21 protein-coding genes are annotated in these 26871 nt (G+C 73.4%); 9 read left to right on the top strand and 12 right to left on the bottom strand.

The genetic code is table 11. The features are described from left to right. Positions 1-37 precede the first annotated feature (37 nt). The 3 genes from LBW97_RS14820 to LBW97_RS14810 all read right to left on the bottom strand — a co-directional run bounded on the left by LBW97_RS14820 (position 38) and on the right by LBW97_RS14810 (position 3151). On the bottom strand, positions 38-1477 hold the full coding sequence (locus tag LBW97_RS14820) for an acyltransferase (protein WP_224500117.1): 1440 nt from the start codon (positions 1475-1477) through the stop codon (positions 38-40). 169 nt (positions 1478-1646) lie between these two features. Continuing rightward, entirely contained in the window at positions 1647-2204 is a 558-nt protein-coding gene (locus tag LBW97_RS14815) for a PH domain-containing protein (RefSeq protein ID WP_224500116.1), read from the bottom strand. A 95-nt stretch (positions 2205-2299) separates the two neighbouring features. Beyond that, positions 2300-3151, bottom strand: coding sequence for a biotin--[acetyl-CoA-carboxylase] ligase (locus LBW97_RS14810; protein WP_224500115.1), 852 nt, complete (start codon positions 3149-3151; stop codon positions 2300-2302). Between the two features lie 71 nt (positions 3152-3222). On the opposite strand from LBW97_RS14810, the gene LBW97_RS14805 reads away from it, so the two are divergent. The 6 genes from LBW97_RS14805 (at position 3223) to LBW97_RS14780 (ending at position 9858) form a co-directional block, all read left to right on the top strand. After that, positions 3223-4851 (top strand): acyl-CoA carboxylase subunit beta, encoded by a 1629-nt coding sequence (locus LBW97_RS14805; protein ID WP_224500114.1) that lies wholly within the window; start codon positions 3223-3225, stop codon positions 4849-4851. Beyond that, positions 4848-5063 (top strand): acyl-CoA carboxylase subunit epsilon, encoded by a 216-nt coding sequence (locus LBW97_RS14800; protein ID WP_224500113.1) that lies wholly within the window; start codon positions 4848-4850, stop codon positions 5061-5063. Before LBW97_RS14805 ends, LBW97_RS14800 begins: the two co-directional genes overlap by 4 nt. After that, positions 5060-5668 carry a nucleoside triphosphate pyrophosphatase gene (locus LBW97_RS14795; protein ID WP_224500112.1) on the top strand — a complete coding sequence of 203 codons (609 nt, stop codon included), beginning with the start codon at positions 5060-5062 and terminating at the stop codon, positions 5666-5668. Before LBW97_RS14800 ends, LBW97_RS14795 begins: the two co-directional genes overlap by 4 nt. Positions 5669-5745: 77 nt before the next feature. Beyond that, on the top strand, positions 5746-7524 hold the full coding sequence (locus LBW97_RS14790; protein WP_224500111.1) for a serine hydrolase: 1779 nt from the start codon (positions 5746-5748) through the stop codon (positions 7522-7524). Next, positions 7521-7997 carry a hypothetical protein gene (locus tag LBW97_RS14785; protein WP_224500110.1) on the top strand — a complete coding sequence of 159 codons (477 nt, stop codon included), beginning with the start codon at positions 7521-7523 and terminating at the stop codon, positions 7995-7997. Before LBW97_RS14790 ends, LBW97_RS14785 begins: the two co-directional genes overlap by 4 nt. 97 nt (positions 7998-8094) lie before the next feature. Further along, positions 8095-9858, top strand: a complete 1764-nt coding sequence (locus tag LBW97_RS14780; protein ID WP_224500109.1) for a biotin carboxylase N-terminal domain-containing protein — start codon at positions 8095-8097, stop codon at positions 9856-9858. An 80-nt stretch (positions 9859-9938) separates the two neighbouring features. Here the strand turns inward: LBW97_RS14780 and LBW97_RS14775 are convergent, their stop codons facing one another. The 3 genes from LBW97_RS14775 to LBW97_RS14765 all read right to left on the bottom strand — a co-directional run bounded on the left by LBW97_RS14775 (position 9939) and on the right by LBW97_RS14765 (position 15742). Next, positions 9939-11603, bottom strand: a complete 1665-nt coding sequence (locus LBW97_RS14775) for a reprolysin-like metallopeptidase (RefSeq protein WP_224500108.1) — start codon at positions 11601-11603, stop codon at positions 9939-9941. A gap of 110 nt (positions 11604-11713) precedes the next feature. Further along, a complete protein-coding gene (locus LBW97_RS20495; protein ID WP_224500107.1) occupies positions 11714-14251 on the bottom strand; it encodes a hypothetical protein in 2538 nt (845 codons plus the stop codon). Between the two features lie 87 nt (positions 14252-14338). Beyond that, entirely contained in the window at positions 14339-15742 is a 1404-nt protein-coding gene (locus LBW97_RS14765) for an NAD(P)H-quinone dehydrogenase (RefSeq protein WP_224500106.1), read from the bottom strand. A gap of 116 nt (positions 15743-15858) precedes the next feature. On the opposite strand from LBW97_RS14765, the gene LBW97_RS14760 reads away from it, so the two are divergent. The 3 genes from LBW97_RS14760 to LBW97_RS14750 all read left to right on the top strand — a co-directional run bounded on the left by LBW97_RS14760 (position 15859) and on the right by LBW97_RS14750 (position 17808). Continuing rightward, positions 15859-16314 (top strand): gamma-glutamylcyclotransferase, encoded by a 456-nt coding sequence (locus LBW97_RS14760; RefSeq protein WP_224500105.1) that lies wholly within the window; start codon positions 15859-15861, stop codon positions 16312-16314. Between the two features lie 110 nt (positions 16315-16424). After that, positions 16425-17108 (top strand): 2-C-methyl-D-erythritol 4-phosphate cytidylyltransferase, encoded by a 684-nt coding sequence (locus LBW97_RS14755; protein ID WP_224500104.1) that lies wholly within the window; start codon positions 16425-16427, stop codon positions 17106-17108. After that, positions 17101-17808, top strand: coding sequence for an SDR family oxidoreductase (locus tag LBW97_RS14750; protein WP_224500103.1), 708 nt, complete (start codon positions 17101-17103; stop codon positions 17806-17808). The genes LBW97_RS14755 and LBW97_RS14750 overlap by 8 nt, the downstream gene beginning before the upstream one ends. A 22-nt stretch (positions 17809-17830) precedes the next feature. Here LBW97_RS14750 and LBW97_RS14745 read toward each other — a convergent pair whose 3' ends face one another. From LBW97_RS14745 to LBW97_RS14720, 6 genes are all read right to left on the bottom strand, one after another. After that, a complete protein-coding gene (locus LBW97_RS14745) occupies positions 17831-19084 on the bottom strand; it encodes an acyltransferase (protein ID WP_224500102.1) in 1254 nt (417 codons plus the stop codon). A gap of 139 nt (positions 19085-19223) precedes the next feature. Beyond that, positions 19224-20228, bottom strand: coding sequence for a methylmalonyl Co-A mutase-associated GTPase MeaB (meaB, locus tag LBW97_RS14740; protein ID WP_224500101.1), 1005 nt, complete (start codon positions 20226-20228; stop codon positions 19224-19226). Beyond that, complete coding sequence (scpA, locus tag LBW97_RS14735) at positions 20228-22435, bottom strand: methylmalonyl-CoA mutase (protein WP_224500100.1); 2208 nt, start codon at positions 22433-22435, stop codon at positions 20228-20230. The genes meaB and scpA overlap by 1 nt, the downstream gene beginning before the upstream one ends. Beyond that, on the bottom strand, positions 22432-24372 hold the full coding sequence (locus LBW97_RS14730) for a methylmalonyl-CoA mutase family protein (protein WP_224500099.1): 1941 nt from the start codon (positions 24370-24372) through the stop codon (positions 22432-22434). The genes scpA and LBW97_RS14730 overlap by 4 nt, the downstream gene beginning before the upstream one ends. Continuing rightward, the gene (locus tag LBW97_RS14725) at positions 24369-25655 is read right to left on the bottom strand and encodes an amidohydrolase (protein WP_224500098.1); all 1287 of its coding nucleotides are present in this window, start codon (positions 25653-25655) and stop codon (positions 24369-24371) included. Before LBW97_RS14725 ends, LBW97_RS14730 begins: the two co-directional genes overlap by 4 nt. Then, complete coding sequence (locus LBW97_RS14720; protein ID WP_224500097.1) at positions 25652-26818, bottom strand: glutamate--cysteine ligase; 1167 nt, start codon at positions 26816-26818, stop codon at positions 25652-25654. The genes LBW97_RS14725 and LBW97_RS14720 overlap by 4 nt, the downstream gene beginning before the upstream one ends. Between the last annotated feature and the right edge of the window lie 53 nt (positions 26819-26871).

Here is a 26871-nt window from a genome sequence, read left to right as displayed (position 1 = left end):
CCGGTTCGCGGAGCCGGAGCGCCGAGCGGTCGGGTGCTTAGCGGGAGGCCAGGTCGCGGCTGGGCGCGGCGCCGGCCGGCACCCGGGGCCGGGCGTCCAGCGACTCCTCGGCGGTCCGCTGGTAGACGAGCCCCAGCCGCTCGGTGCGGCTGTCCATGACCGCAGGCACCGGAGCAGGCGCGGCCACGCCGACCCGCGACCGCGGAGGCACGACGGCGGCGACTGCGGCGTCGGTGGCTGCGGCTGCGGTGGTGGCGGCTGCGGTCGTGGGGGCGACCGAGCCGGTTCCAGCGCGGCGACGGCCGGCGCGGGAACCGGTCAGCCGCAGGATCAGTCGCCGACCGGGCTCCTCGACGCCGTGGTGCAGGGCCGCGGCGAGCACGAAGGACAGGATCAGCAGGAAGGGGACCGCGAGCGCCAGGCCGGGCGAGAGGATTTCGACGTCGGCGGGGTTCTGCCACCAGATCGTGAGCGCCACGTCCAGCACCACGAAGTGCACGAGGTACAGGCAGTAGGAGATGCGACCGACGTACACCATCGCCGGCCGGGCGAGCCAGCGAGCGGGCCCCTGCTCGGTCAGTGCGAGCGAGACGACCAGGACCGGGAAGAGCACGGCGACGATGCCCGCGTAGTCGAAGGTCATGTCCGCGGCCCGGCGCCACGCGGCCCACGAGGTGCCGGCCACGAACAGCAGGATGCTGCCCCACAGGAGGGTCGGCGCCGACCGCTCCAGCACGCTGCCGGCGCGGACCCGCCGGATCGCCATCGCGGCGAGCATGCCGGCGGTGAAGCCGCAGGCGATGCGGACCGGCCAGGCCTGCTCGAAGTCGGGGGTGCCGAACCGGAACGCCTCGACGGAGAGCGGCATCATCGTCGCGACGGAGAGGACCATGAGCGCGACGGCGGGGAGGCGGCGCAGCGGCCGCAGCAGGACGAGCAGCAGCGGGAACGCCAGGTAGGCCGCCCACTCCGCGCTGATCGACCAGCCCGGGAACACGTAGTTGTTCCCGATCGGGCTGTTGTGGCCCCACATGTGCGTCATGGACAGCTGGCTCAGCAGCGTGGGCAGGTCGGCGTCCGGGTGCTTGGCGATGACGTCGGCGTCCATGCCCTGCCGGCGCAGCACCCAGACCCACGCGCCCATGAAGAGCGTCACCGCGGCCCAGGCCGGCCAGATGCGGGCCACGCGGGCGAGCACGAACTGGACGACCCCGCCCGGGGTCAGCCGGGCCAGCCGGTCGGCGTAGGTGTAGGTGATGACGAAGCCGCTGAGCACGAAGAAGAGCTCGACCCCGGTCCACCCGGCACCGATCAACGGCCGGATCATCGGCAGGAAGTCGGTGTAGGGGCCGACGAAGAACTGTGCGTGGAAGAGCACCACCAGAGTCGCGGCCACGGCGCGCAGGCCGGTGAGGGCCTTGATGTCACGGCGCGGTTCCACGGCGGACGTCCGGACGGTTCCCAGCACAGCAGCCATGTCGGCCTCCCCTCAGCGGGACCGGTTCGTCCCGGTATCGAAGCTAACGGTCTGTGGGGAATAGTTCACTCGAAGTGAGGACCGAATCGACCGGCCTTGCCTGGCAGATGTCGACAGCTGGTGTCACATCCGCATCACCAGTCCCAGGGCCACGTGACCGGCGCGGGCCTCAGTAGGCCCAGCCGCCCCGGTCCGCGTCCTCGTCGAACCCGCCGCGGGGGTCGGCCCACGCCCGCCGATCGGCGTCCTCGTCGATCATGTGGGTGAGCAGCTGGCTCACACCGTCACTGTCGGGGACGGTGCGCAGCACCGTGGGGCCGCCGTCGCCGGCGGTCTCGACGAACAGCGTCCCCGACCGCAGGATCCGCTGACCGAGCGACTGCTCGTAGGAGACGTCGGTGATCCGGGACAGCGCGATGTCGCGCCCGCGCCGGGCCAGCACGCCCTCGCGGTAGAGCAGCCGGTGGGTCGTGATCACGTACTGCGTCGTGCGCCAGCGGAGCAGGGGGCGCAGCACGAGCGCGAGCAGGACGAGCAACGACACGACGACGATGCCGAGCCGGACCATCCCCTGCTGCGGCCCGACCGGGACCAGTGCGGCGCCGAACGAGGCGCCGCCCACGACGAGCAGCAGCACCAGGACCGGTCCGACGAGGGTGGACCAGTGAGGGTGCAGCCGTCGCACCACCTCTTCGTCCTCGGCGAGGTACCTGTCCGGATAGGGCACCGCTCAAGGATGACGCAGCGACCGGCCACCCGAGGCCCTCGGCGCACCTCCGCACGGGCGTGTCGGGCCCCTGGCTCCCCCGCCGTCGGAGGCCGTCACGCCCTCCGCACGTGCCGCACGTCCCCGGACGCCAGCGCCACCCGGCCGGCTCGCCCGGCGACGACGAGCCGGCCGTCCCAGTCGACCGCCTCCGCGGTGCCCTCGAGGATCGATCCGTCCGGCAGCGTCACCGCCACCTCGGTGCCGACCGTCGCGGAGTGGAGCAGGTAGTCCTGCGCCAGCCCGGAGGCCACCGGGTCACCGAGGGTCTCCACCCAGCGGCGGTAGCGGCGCTCGAAGGCGCGCAGGAAGCCCAGCAGGACCGGCGCCCGGTCCACGACTCCGCCCGTGACGACCGACAGCGACGTCCCGGTGTCCGGCAGTTCCTCGGCGGTCGTGGAGACGTTCAGCCCGACGCCGACGACGACGGCCGCCGCGCGCCCGGAGGACCCCGACTCGGCCAGGATCCCGGCCAGCTTGCGCCCGTCCGCGGCCAGCAGGTCGTTGGGCCACTTCACCGAGGCGAGCACCCCGGTGACCTCCCGGACGGCCTCGGCCAGCGCGACGCCGGTGAGCAGCGGCAGCCAGCCCCGGCGTGCCGCCGGCACGTCCGGGCGCAGCAGCACCGAGACCGTCATGCCGGCTCGCGGCGGGGAGGTCCACACGCGGTCCAGCCGGCCGCGGCCGGTGACCTGGTGCTCGGCGACCAGGACGGCGCCCTCGGGCGCTCCGCCGTCGTCGGGATCACCGGCCCGGGCGCTCAGCTCGGCGTTGGTGGAGCCGATCTCCTCGACCACCTCGATCGTTCGCCAGAAGCCGCCGTCCCGGGTCAGCGCCGACTGCAGGGCGGCGGCGTCCAGCCCCGGTCGTGTGAGATCGGACCATCGAGATGAGGGCGTGTCGGGCACTCCCTTACGCTACGGCCCGTGATCGAGCCGCGAAGGCGGCCGACGAGCGCCAGCGAGGAGACCGAGACCGCGTGAGTGCCGCCGAACTCGAAGGTGCCGGGGAGCAGATCCCCGGCGACATCGACATCCACACGACCGCCGGAAAGCTCGCCGACTTCGAGCGCCGCGTCGAGGAGGCCCAGCACGCGGGCTCCGAGCGCGCCGTCGAGAAGCAGCACGCCGCCGGGAAGATGACCGCCCGCGAGCGGATCGAGGCGCTGCTGGACCCGGGCTCGTTCACCGAGTTCGACGAGTTCGCCCGCCACCGCTCGACGAACTTCGGCATGGCCGAGAAGCGCCCGTTCGGCGACGGCGTCGTCACCGGCTACGGCACGGTCGACGGCCGGCCGGTGGCGATCTTCTCCCAGGACGTGACCGTCTTCGGCGGCGCGCTCGGCGAGGTCTACGGCGAGAAGATCGTCAAGGTCCAGGACTTCGCGATCAAGAACGGCTGCCCGGTCATCGGCATCAACGAGGGCGGTGGCGCCCGCATCCAGGAGGGCGTGGTCTCCCTCGGCCTCTACGGCGAGATCTTCCAGCGCAACGTGCACGCCTCCGGCGTCATCCCGCAGATCTCGCTGGTGATGGGCCCGGCCGCCGGTGGGCACGTCTACTCCCCCGCGCTCACCGACTTCATCGTGATGGTCGACAAGACCAGCCAGATGTTCATCACCGGGCCCGACGTCGTGAAGACCGTGACCGGCGAGGACGTCACCCTCGAGGAGCTCGGCGGCGCCCGCACGCACAACACCAAGTCCGGTGTCGCGCACTACCTGGCCGAGGACGAGACCGACGCCCTGGACTACGTCAAGGCGCTGCTGTCCTACCTGCCGAGCAACAACCTCGACCCGCTGCCGGCCGTCGAGGTCGCCCCGGTCGACACCGTGCTGCCCGGCGCGCTCACCGACGAGGACCTCGAGCTCGACACGCTCATCCCCGACTCGGCCAACACCCCGTACGACATGCACCTCGTCATCGAGCACGTGCTCGACGACGGCGAGTTCCTCGAGGTGCAGCCGCTGTTCGCGCCGAACCTGCTGATCGGCTTCGGCCGCGTCGAGGGCCGGCCGGTCGGCGTCGTCGCCAACCAGCCCACCCAGTTCGCCGGCACGCTGGACATCGACGCCAGCGAGAAGGCCGCACGCTTCGTGCGCACCTGCGACGCCTTCAACATCCCGGTGCTCACCTTCGTCGACGTCCCGGGCTTCCTGCCCGGCACCTCGCAGGAGTGGGAGGGCATCATCCGGCGCGGCGCGAAGCTCATCTACGCCTACGCCGAGGCCACCGTCCCCAAGGTCACGGTCATCACCCGCAAGGCCTACGGCGGCGCCTACGACGTCATGGGCTCCAAGCACCTCGGCGCCGACGTGAACCTGGCCTGGCCGACCGCGCAGATCGCCGTCGTCGGAGCCCAGGGCGCGGTCGGGATCCTGTACCGCAAGGAGCTCGCCGCGGCCGAGGACCCCGAGGGTCGACGCGCGGAGCTGATCTCGGAGTACGAGGACACCCTCGCCAACCCCTACATCGCGGCCGACCGCGGGTACGTCGATGCCGTGATCCCACCGTCGCACACCCGAGTGCAGGTGACCAAGGCGCTGCGGGTGCTGGCCAACAAGCGGCAGACCCTGCCGCCCAAGAAGCACGGGAACATCCCGCTGTGAGCGAGGAGCAGCGGCCCCTGCTCCGCGTGGTGTCGGGTGAGCCCTCCGCGGAGGAGCTCGCCGCGCTCACCGTGGTCGTGGCGGCGCTCTCCCAGCGCCGCTCCCGCCGCCGGCCCGTCCCGGTCGGCGCGTGGGCGTCCCACTCCGACGCGCACCGCCGTCCGGCCCAGGCCGGTCCGGGCGGCTGGCGCGCCGCGGGGCGGTTCGCGTGACCGTCGACCGCCGGCTCGTGCTCGCCTCGGCCTCCCCCGCCCGGCTGTCGCTGCTGCGCCAGGCAGGGCTCGCGCCCGAGGTCGTCGTCAGCGGCGTGGACGAGTCCCAGTACTCGGCTCCCCGCGTCGCCGAGCAGGTGGCGCTGCTGGCCTCGGTCAAGGCCGCCGACGTCGCCAAGCGGGAGACCGACGCCCTGGTCATCGGCGCGGACTCGCTGCTGGAGTTCGGCGGCAGGCCGCAGGGCAAGCCGGCCGACGCCGCCGAGGCGCGTGACCGCTGGCGCCGCATGGCCGGGCGCTCCGGCGTGCTGCACACCGGGCAGGCGCTCTTCGACGTGCAGGACGGCGCGGTGGTCAGCCGGGACATCGCCGTCGCCTCGACCGTCGTCTACTTCGCCGACCCGACGCCGGCCGAGGTGGAGGCCTACCTCGCCACCGGAGAGCCGCTGGCCGTGGCCGGGGCGTTCACCCTCGACGGTCTGGGCGCGCCGTTCGTCCGTCGCGTCGAGGGCGATCCGGCCGCCGTCGTCGGCCTCTCGCTGACCGTGCTCCGCACCCAGCTGGGCAAGCGCGGCCTGACCATCACCGATCTCTGGCGCCACTGACACCACTGGTGTCACAGGTCCACCGGAACCGGCTGTTCTCTGTGCAAGGCTGACTGCCTACACGGAGGTTGCAAGCGATGAGCAAGCGCTGGATGAGCCTCCTCGTCACCGCGGCGGTGGGCATCTCGCTCGCGCTGGCCGGCGGCGGGGTCGCCCGGGCCGAGCACTGGCAGGACCGGGTGTCCGCCGGGCACACGTCCGCCACGAACCGCGGCACGACGATCGAGATCGCCTGGCTGGACCGGTTCACCGGCGAGTACCGGGACAACGGACCCGCGGCGCACACCCGCATCGAGTCGGCCTCGGTGATGAAGGTGTTCATCGCCGAGCACCTGCTCCGCCGGCAGGACGCCGGCCAGATCCGCCTCTCCCCCACCGACATGGCCGACATGGGGCGGATGCTGCGCGACTCCGCGAACGCCCCGGCCAACCGGTTCTGGAGCGCCTACGGTGCCAACAACATCGTCCGTGACGTCATCGCGCGCTACGGCCTGCACGAGACCGGACTGACCTCGAACACCCGCTACTGGGGCAACACGCTCATCACCGCGCACGACATGGTCGTCTTCTACCGAGGCCTGATGGACGGCGTCGGCGGCCTGTCCGTCGGCTCGCGCAACTGGATCGTCGATCAGATGCGTCAGTCGACCATGTGGGGCGACGGCGGACGGCAGTTCTTCGGCCTCCGCGACGGCCTGCCCCGCGAGCAGGTGATCGGCCAGAAGCAGGGGTGGATGTGCTGCGTCAACGGCAACATCTACCGGCACACCAGCGGCTTCACCGGCCCGGACGGCCGCTTCATCGTCGTCGTGCTCACGCGCGAGCCGTCCGGCCGGGGTGGCGCGCACATCGAGCAGTCGATCACCGGCGCGGTGCGGGCGATGTTCCCCGAAGGCCTCGTTCCGCGGGTACAGGGGCACATCGGTGAGCGCTGGCACCGGCTCGGCGGCGCGTTCGGCCGGCTGGGGTACCCCATCAGCGACGAGATCCGGCTGCGCGCCGGAGCACTCAGCCTCTTCCAGGGCGGGAACATCTACTGGTCGCCCGGCACCGGCGCCCACGCCGTCTGGGGCGACATCCTGAAGGCCTACCACGCCCACGGGTGGGAGAACGGCCCGCTGGGCTACCCCACCAGCAGCGAGATCGCGCTGCGCGGTGGCGCCCTGAGCCTCTTCCAGAACGGCAACGTCTACTGGTCGCCGCGGACGGGCGCGCACGCGGTCAGGGGCAACACACTGAAGACCTACGGTGCCCTCGGGTGGGAGAACGGCCGGCTGGGTTATCCCATCAGCGACGAGATCCGGCTGCGCGGTGGCGCCCTGAGCCTCTTCCAGGGCGGCAACGTCTACTGGTCGCCGCAGACGGGCGCCCACGCGGTGTGGGGCGAGACCTTGAAGGTCTACCACGCCCACGGGTGGGAGAACGGCCCGCTGGGCTACCCCACCAGCAACGAGATCGCGCTGCGCGGCGGTGCCCTGACACTCTTCCAGGGCGGCAACGTCTACTCCTCGCCGCGGACGGGCGCGCACGCGGTCAGGGGAGACCTCCTGGCGATGTACAAGGCCCAGGGCTACGAGCTGGGCTCGCTCGGCTACCCGACCAGCGACGCCTACCGGGTCGACGGCGGCACCCGGATGGATTTCCAGGGCGGCCACCTGATCGCGCCTGACGCCCCGCAGGCCGCGGCCGCCGGCGCGATCGCCCCCGAGCCGACGCGCACGCCGACGGCTCCTCCCACGGGCGCGGCGGAGACGCTTCCGACGCCGCCGACCACCGCGCCGCCGGCGGACACTCCCGCTCCGACGCCGCTCGGCACCGCCGTTCCGAGCGCCGGGAACGAGGGCCAGGAGCCGTGAGGGCGCTGCGGCTGCTCGCCGCCGCGGGCCTCGTGCTCCTGGGTGCCACGAGCTGCACGGCCTCCGGCGACGGCGAGCCGGCGCCGGCGGTGGAGTCCGGGCCGCCGGCCCCGGACCTCGCCGGGCCGGAGGAGGCCGAGGTCCTGGCTGCGCTACCTGCCGGGCCGGCCAGCGGGACGGCGGTGCTCTCCTATTCGGGGCTCGGCGAGCTGCGTGAGCCGTTCACCGGCGACTGCACCCGGGACGGCGACACCACCCGGATCGAGGGCACCGCCGACACCGCCGAGATCTCGCTCGTGGTCTCACCCGACGGCGCCCGGCTCGACCTGGACGACCAGGGGGTCACCGCCTCCTCGGAGCTCAGCACCGGCCGCTACGAGGTCTCGGGCGGCCACCTGTCCCTCGCCGCGGACCTCAGCCAGGACGGCCAGGAGGCGGGCACCGCGGAGCTGGAGATCGACTGCGGCAGCTGAGCCGCTGCCCGCGGTTCTCCCGGACGGGCGACCCTGTCGTGCCTTCCTCGGCGCTCCTGGCTACTCTCCGTGCGGTCGACGGAGAAGGAGAATCCTGGTGCAGAAGGTCCTGATCGCCAACCGCGGTGAGATCGCGGTCCGCGTGGCACGCGCCTGCAAGGACGCGGGTCTGACCAGCGTGGCGGTCTACGCCGAGCCCGACCGCGACGCGCTGCACGTGCGCGCCGCCGACGAGGCGTTCGCCCTGGGCGGCACGACGCCGGGCGACTCCTACCTGGTCATCGAGAAGATCCTCGACGCAGCGTCGCAGTCCGGCGCCGACGCGATCCACCCCGGGTACGGCTTCCTCTCCGAGAACGCCGACTTCGCCCGCGCGGTGATCGACGCCGGCCTCACCTGGATCGGCCCCTCCCCCGAGGCGATCATCGCCTTGGGCGACAAGGTGCAGGCCCGGCACATCGCCACCAAGGCCGGCGCCCCGCTGGTCCCCGGCACGAAGGACCCCGTCGGCGGCGCCGACGAGGTCATCGCCTTCGCCGAGGAGCACGGCCTCCCGGTCGCCATCAAGGCGGCGTTCGGTGGCGGCGGCCGCGGCCTGAAGGTCGCCCGCACGATGGAGGAGATCCCCGAGCTGTTCGACTCCGCCGTGCGCGAGGCGGTCTCCGCCTTCGGCCGGGGCGAGTGCTTCGTCGAGCGGTTCCTGGACAAGCCGCGGCACGTCGAGGCCCAGGTGATCGCCGACCAGCACGGCAACGTGGTCGTGGTCGGCACCCGTGACTGCTCGCTGCAGCGGCGCAACCAGAAGCTCGTCGAGGAGGCCCCGGCGCCGTTCCTCACCGACGAGCAGCGCGAGCGCATCCACTCGTCGGCCAAGGCGATCTGCGCCGAGGCGGGCTACTACGGCGCCGGCACCGTCGAGTACCTCGTGGGCGCCGACGGATCGATCTCCTTCCTCGAGGTGAACACCCGCCTGCAGGTGGAGCACCCGGTCTCGGAGGAGACCTCGGGCATCGACCTGGTCCGCCAGCAGTTCCGCATCGCCGAGGGCCTCGAGCTGGAGATCACCGAGGACCCCACCCCGCGCGGCCACAGCATCGAGTTCCGCATCAACGCCGAGGACGCCGGCCGCAACTTCATGCCGGCCCCGGGCCCGGTGAACCGCCTGGAGATCCCGCAGGGCCCCGGCGTGCGCTGGGACTCCGGCGTCGAGACCGGCGGCGAGGTGGCCGGCGCGTTCGACTCGATGCTGGCCAAGCTCATCGTCACCGGCGCGACCCGCGAGGAGGCCCTGCAGCGGGCCGCCCGCGCGCTGGACGAGCTCGTCGTCGAGGGCATGCCGACGGTCATCCCGTTCCACCGCGCCGTCGTCCGCGACGAGGCCTTCACCAGCGAGCCGTTCACGGTGCACACCCGCTGGATCGAGACCGAGTGGGACAACCAGGTCCCGCCCTACGACGCCGCTCCGGCCGAGGCCGACGAGGAGGCGCCGCGGCAGACCGTCGTCGTCGAGGTGGGCGGCCGCCGGCTCGAGGTCTCGCTGCCCGCGGGCCTGGCCGCCGGCGGCGGCGGCGGAGCCGCCCCTGGCGCCGCTGCCAAGCCGCGCAAGCGTGGGAGCGGAAGCGGTGGATCCGCTGCCTCCGGCGACTCCCTGGCCTCCCCGATGCAGGGCACCATCGTCAAGGTGGCCGTCGAGGACGGCGCCACCGTCGCGGCCGGCGACCTGATCGTCGTCCTCGAGGCGATGAAGATGGAGCAGCCGATCACCGCGCACAAGGCCGGCACCGTCTCGGGCCTGTCCGCCGAGGTGGGCGCCGCGGTGACCAGCGGCGCCGTCATCTGCACCATCGCCGACGCCGAGTAGCCCGCCGACACGTCATCGAGGGCAGGGTCCCCGCTCGATCGAGCGGGAGCCCCGCCCTCGGTGCTGTTCGGGGACCGCTGTCAGCGGCGGGGAAGCGCGCGGCGCACCCGGTGCGCGACGAGCAGCAGGAGCGCGACTCCGCCCATCGCCGCGGCGGGAACGCCGAGGGGCATCCCGGCTGAGGTGGTCCGGACGGCGGACGGCTCGGCGTCGGTGAACAGGGGCGGCGGGGGAGCCAGGGGCGCGGACGCGGCCACCGGCGAGCCCGTGACGGCCACCGGGGCGTCGCCCGGGGACGTGGTCCCGGTGCCGCGCCCGGTCATGAGGTCGCCGGACGCGCCGGCGGGCGCAGCCGGCGCGGGGGCGTTCGCGACGGCGGGGGCCGTGGCGACCCGCAGCGTCGCGCCGGCCGGCGACATGCCGTCGACGACGACGGTGAACGCCCCGCCCGCCAGGGCGACCGGGCGGCCCAGCGGCAGTGCGACCTGCAGGTCGGCGGCGCCGAGCGTGCTCGGGGTGCCGTCCAGCAGCAGCGAGGTGTCGGGCAGGCCGCCCGCCCGGCGCACGAGGACGCCCTGGTCCAGGCCGTAGACGTTCGCCCCGGCACCGAGCCACGCGTCGCGGCGGGACGGCGCGCGGTACTCCAGCCAGTAGTCGGTGCCCGCACCGTCGGTCAGCCGCAGCGCACGGGTGCCCGAGCGCTCGCCGAGCGGCGCGAGGGTGACCGCGCCGCCGGCGCCGTCGACGGGCATGGCCTGCTGCGCGCTCGCGGGCAGCACACCCAGCCGGGCCGCCTGGACGACGTTGAGCGACCCCACCTGCGCCCAGGAGGCGCCCATGACGTCGTAGTAGTCGCGGTAGGCCTCGGTGCGGCAGCCGCCGGTCTCCACGCCCGCGTCGCACTGCTGGCCCGAGGAGTGCCCGAGGCCGAAGTTGTGGCCGAGCTCGTGGGCGATGACCGAGGGCAGGGCGTCCCGCACGTACACCAGTCCGCCGCTGCCCGGTCCCGTGCCGACCTGGGCGAGGGCGTAGCTGCAGCCGGCCAGCTCGCCCGGGGTGCTGCTGACGTAGACCAGGAGGTGCCGGCCGGGGCCCGCGGTGAAGCCGACCTTGCGGCCGACCTCGGTCCACATCGCGTTCGGGTCCGCGCACGTGGCGGTCGTGGTCGTCCAGTCGTGGGCGGCGGTGACGCCGACGGAGATCGCGCCGTCGCTCTGCTCGGCCCAGAAGTCGGCAACCGGGCCGTTGACCGCGGAGACGACGTCGCCGAGCCGCGTGGTGTCCCGGGTCGCGCCGCGCGGGGTGACGAGGGCGACGGTGACCTGGTTGGTCAGCCCGGCCGCCGGGCGCAGGACCGGGGCGGGCTCGGGCGTGCTGACGAGGGTGGTGGTGTGCACCGGGCGGACCGCCTCGTAGCCGTCGGCGGTGGCCTCGTCGTCCTTCTCGCCGCCGACCGCCACCTGCACGGTGGAGCCGGCCGGCACGCCGCCGAGGTCGGCGGTGTCCACCCGGACCGTCGTCCCGTCCGCGGTCCGCACCCAGCTCAGCGGGCCCTCGGCCTCGTGTCCGGCGTCGGCGTGCCGGTGCTGCGCCTCGGGCCAGGCCTGGAGCAGCTCGCCGACGACGACCGCACTGTCGGCCGCGGCCGCGACGGTCGTCGGCAGCAGCACCGAGGTGCCGGCGACGACGGCGAGCAGCCCGCCGAGGAGGAGGCGGGCGGAACGGGGACGGACGACGGTAGGCATCCACCTGTCCATCGGCGGTCTCGGCACCGGATGGCACCGGATGAAGCCGAACGGGAGAACCGTCCGTCACATCCGGCCCACCGGCCTCGAGGACCTCGGTCGCCCCGCGTTCAGCGCGCGAACCGGGTGGTCCTGCCCGTCCACGAGTCCCAGTAGAGGCGACCGCCCTGGAAGAGCTGCCCGCCGTCGCCCCGGATCCCGCCGGGCGGGGCGACCGGATAGCCCAGCGAACCCCGCTCCCACCCCTGGGCAGCCCAGGCGTCGTAGATGCCGCCGGGGATGACGAACTGGGCACCGGAGGCGCCGGACCAGTACATGGAGCCCCCCTGGAAACGCTGGAAGCAACCCCCGTCCCGCAATCCGCAGACCTCCGCGGACACGGGGTAGCCCAGCGTGCTGCGCTCCCAGCCCATCGACGCCCAGCTGTCCCGGATCGCGCCGCGCACGGGCTGCGCGCCCGATGCCGGCGACCAGTAGACGGACCCTCCCTGGAAGAGCTGGTAGCAGCCGCCGCCGGGCAGGACACACCGCTCACCGCTCGTCGGGTATCCCAGGAAGCCGCCCTCCCAGCCCTGTCCCGCCCAGACGCGGCCGATCGCCCCGCGCGACGCGTGCGACCCGGAGGCGGGCGACCAGTGCACGAGGCCACCCTGGAACTGCTGGAAGCAGCCACCCCGGGGCAGGCCGCACGAGGTGTCGCGGATCGGGTAGCCGAGCGACCCCAGCTCCCAGCCCTGCCGGCCCCACCCGTCGAGGACGACGTCGCGCACGACCCGCGCCCCGGTCGCGGCCGAACGGTGGACCGTTCCGCCCTCGAACTGCTGGAAGCAGCCGCCGTCCCGCAGGCCGCAGCGCTCGTTGCCGACCGGGTAGCCGAGCAGCCCGTTCTCGGCACCCACCGCCTTCCACTTCGTCCCGACCGCACCCGCCACCCGGAAGAGTCCGCCGTCGAGCGGACGGACCAGCGCGCCGTTCTCGAAGAACTGGACGCAGCCGAACTCGGCCACGGTGCAGTTCCCGTCGGTGACGGGGTACCCCAGCGGTCCGGTCGCGCCGCCGCCGGCGGCGTACTCCTGATAGGTGTGCCCCAGGGAGTAGCGGGCTCCGGTCGTCGCGGACCAGTGGACGGCGCCCTCGGCGTAGCGGCGGACGCACCCGCCCCGCGGCAGGTCGCACCGGTCCGCCTCCATCTGCCCGCCGAGCCGAGCGGGCTCCTCCATCGCGGCTACCGCCGCGTCGATGGCAGCCGTTCCCTGGAGGGTGCTGATCCGCACGTCGGCGTAGCCCGAGGCGACGGCGACGACCCGCACCGCGAGGTCACCGTCGGCCAGCGCGAGGGTCTGCCCCTCGGGCAGGCTGGTGCGCAGGTCGGCAGCCCAGCCGGCCGCGGCCGACGGGGTGCCGTCGAGCAGCAGGGACGTGTCGGCCCCGGGCTCGGCCAGGCGGAGCTGCACACCGGGCTGCAGGTTCTTCCGGTTGGCGGCCGTGCCCAGCCAGCTGTCACGGCCGGTGGCGGTGCGGTACTCCAGCCAGTACTCGTAGCCGAGGGAGTCGACCAGCCGCAGCCCCCGGACACCGCTCCGCCCGGACATGGGCGTCAACCGCACCGTGGCGCCGGGGTCGAAGGCCCGCGCCGTGCGCTGCTGCGCGGCGGGCAGCACACCGATGAGGTCGGCCTGGGCGACGTTCAGGGAGCCGACCTGCTCCCAGGAGACGCCCATGACGTCGTACCAGTCGAAGTAGGGCTCCACCATGCAGGTTCCGGAGTCGACCGCGGCGTCGCACTGCAGCAGCGAGGAGTGGCCCAGCCCGAAGTTGTGCCCCAGCTCGTGCGCGAGGATCGAGGTCGTCACGTGCCGCACGTAGAGCCGCCCGCCGGACTGCGGGCCCCAGCCGACCTCCGCCAGGCCGTCGGCGCATCCTGGCGCGTTCGAGGACAGGTAGAGCAGCAGGTGCCGGCCCGCCCCGCGCGTCCAGCCGACCGCGGCCGCGGCCTCGTTCCACAGGTCGTGGGGCCGGGAGCAGTCGGCCGTGGTGCTGATCCAGTTGTGCGCAGCCGCCACCCCGACCGTGATCCGGGAGCCGCTCTCGCCCGACCAGAAGCTCTTCACGGCGCCGTCGACCGCTGTGGTCACCTGGGCGGGGGTCCGGCTGTCGGCCGGAGCACCCCCCGGGCGCACGAGCACGACGGTCACCGCGTTCGTCGTCCCGACCGGCGCCGCCGCCGCGGTACCGGGGGCGGGGGCCGGGGCGGGGGCCTGCTCCACCACCGCGGCCTCGACCACCTCGCGGGCCTCGTCCAGCCCGTCCTCCCGGCTCGCGGAGTCCTCGACCTCCGCGCCGACCGTCACCTCCAGGGTGGCCCCCGGCTGTGCGTCCTCGATCTCCGCGAGGTCCGCTGTCGCGATCCGGACGGCATCGCCGGTCTCGGGCTCGATCCAGCTCAGCAGCCCGTCGTCGGCGCGGTGCTCGGCCTCGTCCTCGTCCAGGTACTCCGGCCAGGCCTGGACCAGCTCCCCGACGACGGTCGCCCCGTCCGGCACCTCCTCGGCGAGCGCCGGAGCCGCCGGCACCGCCAGCAGCGACAGGGCGACGGCTGCCGCGACGGCGAGGGAGCACAGCACTCCCGACCGGGGGACGAAGCGCACTCGGGTGCTCCTTCGACGAGGGGACGGATGTCCCCCTCCCCATCGGCGCCCCGACGCCCCGTCGGTACCGCCGGCAGGCGATACCTGTCAGGCGAGGTCGTCGGCGCCCATCAGCCGGCGGCCGGCCTCGGTGATCGAGCCCGACAGCGACGGGTAGATCGCGAAGGTCTGCGCCAGGTCCGCCACCGTCAGCCCCTTGGTGACGGCGAGGGCGATCGGGAGCACCAGCTCCGAGGCGCCCGGCGAGACGACGACGCCGCCGACGATGACGCCGGTCGAGCGGCGGGCGAACAGCTTCACGAAGCCGGCCCGCAGGTCGCTCATCTTGGCGCGGGCGTTGGTGGCCAGCGGCAGCCGCACCACCTCGACGTCGGCGTCGTCGGCCAGCGACTTCTCCTGGACGCCGACGGTGGCGATCTCCGGGTGGGTGAAGACGTTCGCCGCGACGGTCTTGAGCTTGATCGGGGCCACGGCCTCACCGAGGGCGTGCCACATCGCGATCCGCCCCTGCATGGCCGCCACCGACGCCAGCTGGAAGACGCCGGTGACGTCGCCCGCGGCGTAGATGCCCGGCACGGAGGTGCGCGAGACCCGGTCGACCACGATGTGGCCGGCCTCGGTCACCTGGATGCCGTGCGACTCGAGGTTCAGCCCGGAGGTGTTCGGCACGGTGCCCACCGTCATCAGCGCGTGCGAGCCCTCGACCGTGCGCCCGCCGGTGAGCTCGACGACGACGCCCTTCTCGGTGCGCCGGACGGCGGCGGCCCGACCGCGCTCGAGGCGACCGCCGCGGGACTGGAAGACCTCCTCCAGCACCTCGGCCGCGTCGGAGTCCTCGCCGGGGAGCACCCGGTCGCGGGAGGAGACGAGGGTGACCGGGACGCCGGCCTCGAGGTATCCGGAGGCGAACTCCGCGCCGGTGACGCCGGAGCCCACGACGACGAGGTGCTCGGGCATCTCGTCGAGGTCGTAGACGTCGCGCCAGTCGAGGATCCGCTCGTGGTCGGGCTCGGCGCCGGCGAGCACGCGCGGGTCCGCACCCGTGGCGAGGAGGACGACGTCGCCCTCGATCTCGTCGATCACCGCACCCGACGCGTCGAGGATCTCCACCTCGTGCGCGGCCAGGCCCGGGACGTCGTCGGCGAGCCGCGCCTGGCCGCGGACGATCGCCACGCCCTCGGACTCGAGGCGGGTGTGGATGTCGGCCGACTGGGCGAGCGAGAGGCTCTTCACCCGCTGGTTGGCGGCGGCGAGGTCGAGGCTGGCCGTCGCGAACTCCGCGCCGTGCACGCCGAGGACCGAGGAGTCCCGGACCGCCGTCATCGCGCCGGCGGCGGCAATGAGGGCCTTGGAGGGCACGCAGTCGGTGAGCACGCTGGCGCCGCCGATCCCGTCGCGCTCGACCACGGTGACCTGCGCGCCGAGCTGCGCGGCCACCAGGGCGGCCTCGTAGCCGGCCGGTCCACCACCGATGATGACGATGCGGGTCATGGGGTCCATCTTTCGTCGCCGAGCCGTGTGTCGGGGTCCATTGTCCCCGGTGCCGACGCCGTTCCGTGGAACCGCCCTGCCCGGGCACGCCCCGGCCCTGGTTAGTCTCGCCTCCCATGGCCTCCTACGCCGCCTACGGGTCGAACATGGACCCGGCGCAGATGCTGCGCCGCTGCCCCTCCTCCCCGCACACCGGGACCGGATGGATCCACGGGTGGCGGCTGACCTTCGGCGGCGAGGAACTGGGCTGGGAGGGCGCGCTGGCGACGCTGGTCCCGGCCGAGGAGTCGGACGCCGTCTTCGTCGCGCTGTACGACCTGACCGAGGCCGACGAGCGCGCCCTGGACGCGTGGGAGGGCGCCGACTCCGGGCTCTACCGGCGGGTGCACCTGCGGGCGCACACCCTCGGCGGCGACGTCGTCGCCTACGTCTACGTGCTCGACGCCTTCGAGGGCGGCCTGCCCTCGGCCCGGCATCTCGGCGCGATCGCCGACGGCGCGGAGGCGGCCGGCGCGCCGGACGACTACGTGCGGGAACTGCGCGGGAGGGAGTGCCGCTCCGCCGGTCCGTGACCGGTGGGGCGCCCGAGGGCTTGAGCCCTCGCCGGGGATCCGGGCCTGTCAGTATGGAGCCGCAGCGCGGCCGGCCGGACGGCCGGGCCCCTCGAACGCGAAGGACGGGCGTGTACTCACTGATCCTGCTCAACGGCGGCAGCGGACGCCGGATGGGCGCACCGCAGCCGAAGCAGTTCATCAAGGTGAACGGACTGCCCATCCTGGTGTACTCCCTGGTCGCGGCCGACGCCGTGCCGGAGATCGACCAGATCGTGCTGAACTACCCCGAGGGCTGGCGGGACGAGGTCGAGGGCATCGTGCGCGACTACGCCATCAAGACCCCGGTCGAGTACGTGGCGGCCGGCGGCACCCGGCAGGACTCGGTGGCGGCGGCACTGGCGCTGTGCACCAACGACGCCGTCGTGCTGCACGAGGCGGCCCGCCCCTTGGTGCGCACCGCCGACTTCGCCCGGCTGATCGGCTCGCCGGAGCGCAACGTCAGTTACATGATCCCGATCCCGTTCACCGTGGCGCCGGTGGACCCGTCGTCGCGCGCGGTCACCGGCTACCTGGAGCGGGAGCGGCTGCGCAACGTGCAGCTGCCGCAGAAGTTCGACCTCGCCGACCTGCGCCAGGCCCACGCGTTCGCCGCCGGTCAGGAGACGGTCTACACCGAGGACGCCACGCTGATGGCAGCCGCCGGGCTGCCGGTGCACTACATCGACGGCCAGGACACCAACATCAAGGTGACCACCCCGACCGACATCCACCTCGCGGTGTCCCTGCTGCACGGGGAGACCGACGATGAGTGACGGGCGCACGGTCCTGATCACCGGTGCCTCCAAGGGCATCGGCCTGGAGACCGCCAAGCGGTTCGCCGCCCGGGACGACGTCACCCAGCTGGTGCTCGTGGCCCGCAGCTCCTCGGCCTTCGACGACGCCGTCACCGCGGTCGCGGCGGTCAATCCGTCCGTGACGGTCTCCGCGCACGCCTACGACCTCGGCGACCGGGCCGGGCTGCCGGCGCTGGTGCGCGAGATGCACGCGGCGCACGGCAACGTCGACGTCCTGGTGAACAACGCCGGCTACACGAATCCGCAGCCGATCCACCAGATCCGCTTCGAGGAGTTCGAGCGGACCATGGCGGTTAACCTCTACGCGCCGTTCACCCTGGTCCAGGAGCTGCTCCACCTGGGCAATCGGTTCGAGGTCGTGGTGAACGTGGCCTCGACGGCGGGCATCCAGGGCCGCTCGGGCTGGCTCACCTATTCGGCGTCCAAGGCCGCGGTGATCAACATGAGCGAGGTCATGCGGGAGGAGCTGGCGATCTACGGCACCCGCGTCGTCTGCATCTCCCCCGGCCGCACCGCCACCGACCTGCGTCGCACGCTCGCGCCCGACGAGGACCCGTCGACGATCATGCAGCCGCAGCACGTGGCCTCGGTGATCGAGATGCTGAGCACCGACGTCGGCCGGTTCGTGGACAGCACCAACCTCGTCGTCCGCCAGTAGGGCCCGGCGACGGGTCCCGCGCTCAGCGAGCGCGGGAGGCGTCCACCAGCTCGCCGGTCCGGCCGGCCGGCCCCGCCGACAGCCCCGACGAGGGCAGCGGCGGGAGCCGCCGGCCCCGGTCCACACCGTGGTGGAGCGTGCCGGTGTGGCGGTCGAAGGTCTCCGGTCGGGAGACCGCCGGCTGTGTGCGCGCCAGGGCGCCGCTCAGATCGCGTTCCACGGCGCGGCGCAGCCGAGTGCCCAGCGGCCGCTCGACGTAGCGGTGCACCAGGTACGCCAGGGCCAGCATCAGGGCGATGACGACGGCCACGGCCACGTAGGCCGGCAGCACCGGGCCCAGCCGGTTGAGCAGGACCCAGCCGCTGACCTGGTGGATGACGTACAGCGGGTAGGTCAGCGCGCCCAGCACCGTCAGCCAGCGCCAGTCCACTCGGCTGACCGGCGTGAGGGTCGCGACCACCAGGGCGGCGATGCACAGGGTGAGCAGCACCGCGAGCGCCCGGAAGGACACCGGCACGCCGGCGACCCGCTCGGACCACGGGATGTAGTGCACCGAGCACACCCACAGGGCGATGCAGTAGTTGAGGCCGAGCAGCAGGCCGATGCCGGCGCTCCAGCCCTCGCGGTACACGAGGTAGATCAGGATCCCGATGCAGAAGAACGGCGCGTACTTGGGCACGAGGAGCTCCGACAGCAGGACGGAGTCCGTGCGCGCGGCCAGCGCACCGGCCACCGGCCAGACCAGGCACAGGGCGAGCATCCGCTCGCGGGTGATCCCGATCAGGGCCATCCCGAGCAGCAGCAGGTAGAACTTCAGCTCCACCCAGAGCGTCCAGAAGGCGCCGTCGAGGTGCTCGACGCCGAAGGCCGTCTGGAACATCGTGAGGTTCAGGGCGGCGCCGGCCGGGCCGACGGCGTCCCACTCCGCGCCGAGGAGATCCTGGTTGGTGACCAGCACCAGCCCGGTGAACACCACGGCGAACCAGTAGGCGGGATACAGCCGTCCGACGCGGGAGCCGAGGAACGAGGGCACCGACCGGCCCCAGGTGCTCATCAGGATCACGAACCCGCTGATCATGAAGAACAGGTAGGGGCCAAAGCCGCCGTAGACGGTGAAGCGGCTGAGGAACGGGAAGACCTCGCGGACGCTCTCGCCCCACGCCACGCTGTCGCGGCCGGTGTAGTGGAAGAACACCACGGCGAGCGCCGCAACGAAGCGCAGGCTGTCGACGACGCGAAGTCGTCCGTGCATCCCCTGCTCGCGGTGTGCGACCACGCGTCTCCCTCGATCGAATTCGAGTGCGACGTTATCGGCGTGGCGACGACGCATCGTGACGGATTCGTCCGACACGGAGGCCCCCGGGGGCGCTGCGTCCGGCGTGAACGATGGGACGGGTGGGACCGGGCCGGATGGGTCAGGCGGGGCCGGCGTCCGGGGCCGCCCGAAAGGTCTCCAGGATGTCCCGCGCCGCGAGCGCGGGGGTGAGCTCGCCGGCCAGCACCCGCTTCTCCAGGTCGGGCACCGCGGCCCGGACGCCGGGGTGCGCACGCAGCGAGTGCTCCAGGCCGTCGCGCACCAGCTGCCAGGTCCACCGCACCTGCTGGGTGCGGCGGCGTTCGTCGAAGCTGCCGTCGAGCTTGGCCCGCTCCTGGTGCTCGACCAGCTTGGCCCAGACCTCGTCGAGCCCCTCGCCGCTGAGCCCGGCGCAGGTGAGCACCGGCACCTCCCAGGGCTCGCCGCGGCCGCGCAGCATCCGGATCGCCGAGGAGAGCTCGCGGGCCGCCTTGCGGGCGTCGGCGGCGGCCGGCCCGTCGGCCTTGTTCACGGCGATGACGTCGGCGATCTCGAGGATGCCGCGCTTGATCCCCTGCAGCTGGTCGCCGGTGCGCGCGATGGTCAGGAACAGGAACGAGTCGACCATCTCGGCGACGGTGATCTCCGACTGCCCGACGCCGACGGTCTCCACCAGCACGACGTCGTGGCCCGCCGCCTCGACGACCACCATCGACTCGCGCGTCGCCTGCGCGACCCCGCCGAGGGTGCCCGACGTCGGCGAGGGCCGGATGAACGCGTTCGGATCCACGGCGAGCCGGGCCATGCGGGTCTTGTCGCCGAGGATCGAGCCGCCCGACCGGGCCGACGACGGGTCGACGGCGAGCACCGCGACCTTCGAGCCGGCCGCCGTCAGGTCCACGCCGAGCTGGTCGATGAAGGTGGACTTGCCCACGCCGGGCACGCCGCTGATGCCGATGCGGCGCGCTCCCCCGGCGTGCGGCAGCAGCTCGACCAGCAGCTCCTGCGCCCGCTCGCGGTGGTCGGCCCGCCGGGACTCCACCAGCGTGATGGCGCGCGCCATCACCCGGCGGTCCCCGGCGAGCACGCCCTCGACCAGCGCCGGGACGTCGACGTCCCTCGGCATCAGTGACCCAGGCGCTGCGACAGCGTGCTGAGCAGCTCCTGCGCCGCCTCGGCGATGACCGTGCCGGGCGGGAAGACCGCGGCGGCCCCCATCTCCTTGAGCGTCGGGACGTCGTCGGGCGGGATGACGCCGCCGACGACGATCAGCACGTCCTCGGCGCCGAGCTCGGCCAGCGCGTCCTTGAGCGCCGGCACCAGCGTGAGGTGGCCCGCGGCCAGCGACGAGACGCCGACGACGTGCACGTCGGCCTCCACCGCCTGCCGGGCGACCTCGTCCGGGGTCTGGAACAGCGGGCCCACGTCGACGTCGAAGCCGAGGTCGGCGAAGGCGGTGGCGATGACCTTCTGCCCGCGGTCGTGCCCGTCCTGGCCCATCTTCGCGACGAGGATGCGCGGCCGGCGGCCCTCGGCCTCGGCGAACTCCTCGGCCTGACGGCGCGTCTCCTCCATCGGCCCGGAATCTCCTGCCTCGTCGCGGTAGACGCCGGAGATGGTGCGGACCTGGCCGGCGTGCCGGCCGTAGACCGCCTCCAGCGCGTCGGAGATCTCCCCGACCGTGGCCTTCGCCCGCGCGGCGTCGACGGCGAGCTTCAGCAGGTTGGAGTCGAGGTCATTGCCGCGGGTGCCCTCGGCGGCGGCGCGGGCGGCGTCGGTGAGCCGGGCCAGCGTCTCCTCCACGGCCTTGCCGTCGCGCTCGGACCGCAACTGCTCCAGCTTGGCCTTCTGCTGGGCGAGCACGTCCTTGTTGTCGACCTTGAGGACCTCGATCGTCTCGTCGGCGTCGACGCGGTACTTGTTCACGCCGATGACCGGCTGGCGGCCGGAGTCGATGCGGGCCTGGGTGCGGGCCGCGGCCTCCTCGATGCGCAGCTTCGGGATGCCGTCGTCGATCGCCTGGGCCATGCCGCCGTGCTCGGCGACCTCCTGGATGTGCGCCCAGGCGCGGCGGGCGAGGTCGTAGGTCAGCTTCTCGACGTAGGCCGAGCCGCCCCACGGGTCGACGACGCGGGTGGTGCCCGACTCCTGCTGCAGCATCAGCTGGGTGTTGCGGGCGATGCGGGCCGAGAAGTCGGTGGGCAGCGCGAGCGCCTCGTCGAGGGCGTTGGTGTGCAGCGACTGGGTGTGCCCCTGGGTCGCGGCCATCGCCTCCAGGCAGGTGCGGACGACGTTGTTGTAGACGTCCTGCGCGGTCAGCGACCAGCCCGAGGTCTGCGAGTGGGTGCGCAGCGACAGCGACTTCGGGTTCGTCGCCCCGGCCTCCTTCACGAGCTTCGCCCACAGCAGGCGCCCGGCCCGCAGCTTGGCGACCTCCATGAAGAAGTTCATGCCGATGGCCCAGAAGAACGACAGGCGCGGGGCGAAGGTGTCGACGTCCATCCCGGCGGCCTGGCCGGCCTTCAGGTACTCGACGCCGTCGGCCAGCGTGTAGGCCAGCTCCAGATCGGCCGTCGCCCCGGCCTCCTGGATGTGGTACCCGGAGATCGAGATGGAGTTGAACTTCGGCATCTTCTGCGAGGTGAAGCTGAAGATGTCGCTGATGATCTGCATCGAGGGCTTGGGCGGATAGATGTAGGTGTTCCGCACCATGAACTCTTTGAGGATGTCGTTCTGGATGGTGCCGGTCAGCTGCTCCGGCTCCACCCCCTGCTCCTCGGCCGCGACGATGTAGAGCGCCAGCACCGGGAGCACCGCGCCGTTCATCGTCATCGAGACCGACATCTTGTCCAGCGGGATGCCGTCGAAGAGCTGCCGCATGTCCAGGATCGAGTCGATCGCGACACCGGCCATGCCGACGTCGCCGGGCACGCGCGGGTGGTCGGAGTCGTAGCCGCGGTGGGTGGGCAGGTCGAAGGCGATCGACAGACCCTTCTGGCCGGCGGCGAGGTTGCGCCGGTAGAACGCGTTGGACTCCGCCGCGGTGGAGAAGCCCGCGTACTGGCGGACGGTCCACGGCTGGGTCGTGTACATCGTCGGGTAGGGGCCGCGCAGGAACGGCGGCAGCCCGGGCAGCGTCTCCAGGAAGTCCAGGTCCGCGAGGTCGGCCGGGGTGTAGAGCGGCGGGACGGTGATGCCCTCGGGGGTCTCCCAGGCCGCCTCCTCCACGCCGCGCCCGGTCGTCTCCTTGAACGCCTTGGCCCAGTCGTCGGCCGAGACCTCCGCTGCCGGACGGCCCAGCTCGACGTCGCCGAAGTCGGGGATCGCGCTCATGCCTTCACTCCCAGCTGCTCGTGCACCGTCCGGAGCGCCGCGAGGGCGTCGCACCCGGCGTAGACGTACCCGTCGACCCCGTCGACGGCGAGGTCGGGCTTGCCGGCCAGCCACACCTGCGTGGCCCCGGCGGCCTTCAGCTCCGCGACCAGGGCCGCGGCGTCGGAGGCGTAGTCCTTGTCGGTGCCGCAGATGCAGGCGACCGTCGTCCCGGCCTCGGCGAGACCGGACGCCCCGTCGCCGGACGGCGTCGCGAGCCCGCCGGCCTGGAAGAGGTTGCCGGCGAAGGTGGCGCGGGCGGTGTGCTTGGCGATCGGGCCGAGAGTGGCCAGGTAGACCGTCGCCCGCCCACCCGCCCGCTCCCCCGCCGCGTCGGCGGCGTCGCGCAGCGCCTCGAACTCCTGCGCGGCGCGCACCCGCGGCAGCCCGCCGGTCGGGTGCAGGTCGGCCGCCGGCTGCCGCTCGGGCAGCTTCTCGGTGAGGTTCGGGAACTCGCTGACGCCGGTGATCGCCTCGGCGCGGGTGGCCAGCCGCTCCGCCCGGGCGTCCCACGCCTGTGCGATCCGGTCCTTCACCAGACCGGAGGCGAGCGCGGCGGAGAGCCCGCCGGCCCGCTCGATCTCGGTGAACCAGTCCCACGCGGCGCGGGCGAGCTCGTCGGTCAGCGACTCGACGTACCAGGAGCCACCCGCGGGGTCGAGCACGCGGCCCAGGTGCCCCTCCTCCACCAAGAGGCTCTGGGTGTTCCGCGCGATCCGCCGGGAGAAGGAGTCGGGCAGGCCGAGGGCGGCGTCGAACGGCTGGACGGTGACGGCGTCGGCACCACCCACGCCCGCGGCGAAGCAGGCCACGGTGGTGCGCAGCATGTTGACCCACGGGTCGCGCTTCGTCGTCATCACCGAGCTGGTGACGGCGTGCTGGCGCTGGCCGCGCACCTCCGCCGAGACCCCGCTGACCTCGCCGACCCGGTCCCAGAGCCGTCGGGCGGCGCGGAGCGCGGCGATCGTCGTGAACTGGTCGGCAGTGGCCGAGTAGCGGAACTCCAGCTGCGCGGCGGCCTCGTCGACCGAGAGCCCAGCCTCGGTCAGTGCCCGCAGGTAGGCGACGCCCGCGGCGAGCGAGCAGCCGAGCTCCTCGACCACGGAGGCGCCCGCGTCGGCGAAGACCGTGCCGTCGACGACGACGGTGCGGAGTCCCGCATGCGCACCCGCGCGGCGGGCGACGTCGGCGAGCCCGGAGAGGTCCTGCTGCTCACCGGAGGCCGCCTCGACGCGGAGCGGGTCCAGGCCCAGCGAGCTGCCGGGCGCGAGGTCGGTGCGACCCTCGACCAGGGAGAGGAACGCCTCCGCCGCCGCGAACCCGCCTGAGACGCTCACCGGCGCCAGGTCCAGGTAGACGTCGGCGAGCACGTCGCCGAGCGAGTCGACGGGGATCGCGCCCTCGCCGAGGACCAGCCAGAGCGAGGTGACGCCGTTCTCCAGGTCGGCCGCGATGGCCTCCCTGGTGGCTGCGACGTCGGGGTTGGCGTGCCGCTGGCGGATGTCCCAGCCGCCGGACGCGCCGCCGTCGGCGCCACCGGCCGCAGCCACCTCGGCCGAACCGGCCGGGCCGCCGCCGGGACGGGCGCCGCGCACGAAGGGCGGCAGCCCGGGGACGCCGACGCCGGTCGGCAGGCCTGCGGCGTCCTCGGCGGTGTAGAGCGGGGCCACCGTCACGCCCGGGGCGACCGGGCGGCGCAGCGCCTCCTCGACGGCGTCGGGCAGGTCCTCGCGGCCGGCCTTGCGCAGCACGACGGCGACCAGGTCACGCCACTGGTCGCGGGTGACCGCGTCGAACTCACCGGCGAGCGCGAGGTCCTCGGGGACCGCGTGCTCGGCCGGCACCTCGGCGTCCGCCGCCGCTGGGCCCTGGCCGCTCGTCTGGTCGGTCGTGCTCATCCTCGGTGCGTCTCCTCGCCGGTCGGTCGGGCAGAAGTGTCCCCAGGCGCGGGTCGGCGCGTGCGAGGGGGTGCCGGGGAGCCCGCGGTCGCCGACTCGGCGTCCGCCTCCAGGGCCAGCAGCGCGGTGCGCGCGAGCAACCGGACGCCGACGCCGATCGCGCGCTCGTCGACGTCGAAGGTGCCGCGGTGCAGGTCCAGCGGAGCACCGCCGCCGTGCGTGCCCAGCCGGGCCAGGGCGATGGGCATGAGGTCGGCGAACCAGCCGAAGTCCTCGCCGCCCATGCTCTGCTGGGAGAGCACGAGGTTGTCGGCGCCGACGGAGGAGAGCACCGCCGAGCGGAGCAGGGCCACCGACCGCGGGTCGTTCACCACCGGCGGCACGCCGCGGATGTAGTCGACGCCCACCTCGGCGCCGGTGGTGCCGGCGACCCGCTCCACCAGCGAGGTCAGCAGCTCCTCGGCGCCCTTCCAGGCGTCCCGGTCGAGCACCCGGACGGTGCCGCGCAGGGTGCCGCGCTGCGGGATCGCGTTGGCGGCGACACCGGCGTTGACCGCGCCCCAGACCAGGCTCATCCCCGAACGCGGGTCGACCTGCCGCGACAGCAGGCCCGGCAGGTCGGTGATCAGCCGGCCGAGCGCGTCGACCAGGTCCACGGTCATCTGCGGGCGGGCCGTGTGCCCGCCCGGGCCGGTGAGCGTGACGTCGATCCGGTCGCAGGCCGCGGTGATCGGGCCGGTGCGCAGCCCGACCTTTCCGACCGGCACGGCCGGGTCGCAGTGCACCGCGAACGCGCGGGAGGCGCCGTCGAGGACGCCGGAGGCGACCACCTCGGTGGCGCCGCCGGGAACCGTCTCCTCCGCCGGCTGGAAGACGAACCGCACCCGGCCGGGCAGCCCGTCCAGGCCGGCCAGCGCGAGGGCGACCCCCAGCGCGACGGTGGTGTGGACGTCGTGGCCGCAGGCGTGGCACATGCCCTCGCGGGTGGAGGCGTACGGCACGTCCTTGAGATCGGCCAGGGGCAGCGCGTCGATGTCGGCGCGGAGCACCACGACCGGCTCCCCACTGCCCACCTCGCAGACCAGGCCCGTGCCGGTGGGCAGCCGGCGGGGCTTGAGCCCCGCGCCGCGCAGCCGCTGCTCCAGGAAGGCCGTCGTCTCGAACTCGGCGAAAGCCAGCTCGGGGTGGGCGTGCAGGTGCCGGCGGACCGACACCAGTTCCTGGCGGTGGGCAGTGGCCCACTCGTCGACCTGTGCCGACAGCTTCTCCACGACGGGGGTCATGCGGCATGCCCACCCGCGGCCGGGCTCGAGGCGGGCAGGCCGTCCCGCAGCTCGGCGAGCAGGCTGTCGACGACGGGCGCGAGCTCGCCGCCGTGCTGCTGCGCGACGGCGCGCTGGCGCTGGTAGGAGGCGCCGACCTCGAGGATGCGCAGCACGTCGCGCAGCTCGGTCTCGCACTCCAGTCGCTTTGCGGTGGGCATGAGCTCCTCGACCAGGTCGGTGAGCGCCTCCCGCACGGGCTGCAGCGTGCCGTTGTCGTCGACGACGATCCGGGCGTCGAGGCCGTAGCGGACCGCACGCCACTTGTTCTCCCGCACCACCCACTCCGTCGGCGTGGGCAGCGTGTAGCCGCGGTCGAGCTGGGTGTCGAACTGATCGACCAGGCACTGGGTCAGCGCGGCGACCGCGCCGATCTCGTCGAGAGTCGGCAGCCCGTCGCACACCCGGAGCTCCACGGTGCCGAAGTCCGGGTGCGGACGGACGTCCCACCACACCTCGCGGACGCTCTCGATCGCCCCGGCCCGGATGAGGGTCTCCATGTAGTCCTCGAACGCCGCCCAGTCGGCGAGCTGGTGCGGCAGCCCGCCGGTCGGCATGGCCTCGAACACCTTGGTGCGCGCGGACGCGAGCCCGGTGTCGCAGCCGGACCAGAACGGTGAGGACGCCGACAGCGCCAGGAAGTACGGCAGGTACTGGGTGAGCGCGTTGACGATCGGGATCGCCTTCTCCGGCGACCGGACGCCGACGTGCACGTGCACCCCGAAGATCTGCAGTCGGCGAGCCGGCCACTGCATCCGCTCGACGAGCTGGTGGTAGCGCTCCTTCGGGGAGATCTCCTGGGAGTCCCACCGGGTGAACGGGTGGCTGCCGGCGCACATCACGCCGCGCCCGTGGCGCTCCGCGGAGGCGACCACCTCGGCCAGCGTGCCGGCGAGGTCGGCCTTGGCCTCCGCGACGGTGCCGCAGATCCCGGTGATGATCTCGATGGTCGACTGCAGCAGCTCGTGCTTGGCCTTGGGGTGCTCCTCGGCGCCCTCGGGGCGGAGCTCCTCGAGGATCTCCACCGCACCGGACGCCAGCTCGCGGGTCTCCGGGTCGATGAGCTGCAGCTCCCACTCCACGCCGAGGCTGGCACGCTCCGAGCTACGGAAGGGGATTTCCACGCCGCGGAGTCTAGGTTCGAAAGCCCGCCCCCACCGCCTGAGAGCGGGGTCGG

The sequence above is a fragment of the Blastococcus sp. LR1 genome, assembly GCF_020166105.1.
GTDB lineage: Bacteria > Actinomycetota > Actinomycetes > Mycobacteriales > Geodermatophilaceae > Blastococcus.
This window is presented reverse-complemented; position numbering and strand designations above follow the sequence as displayed.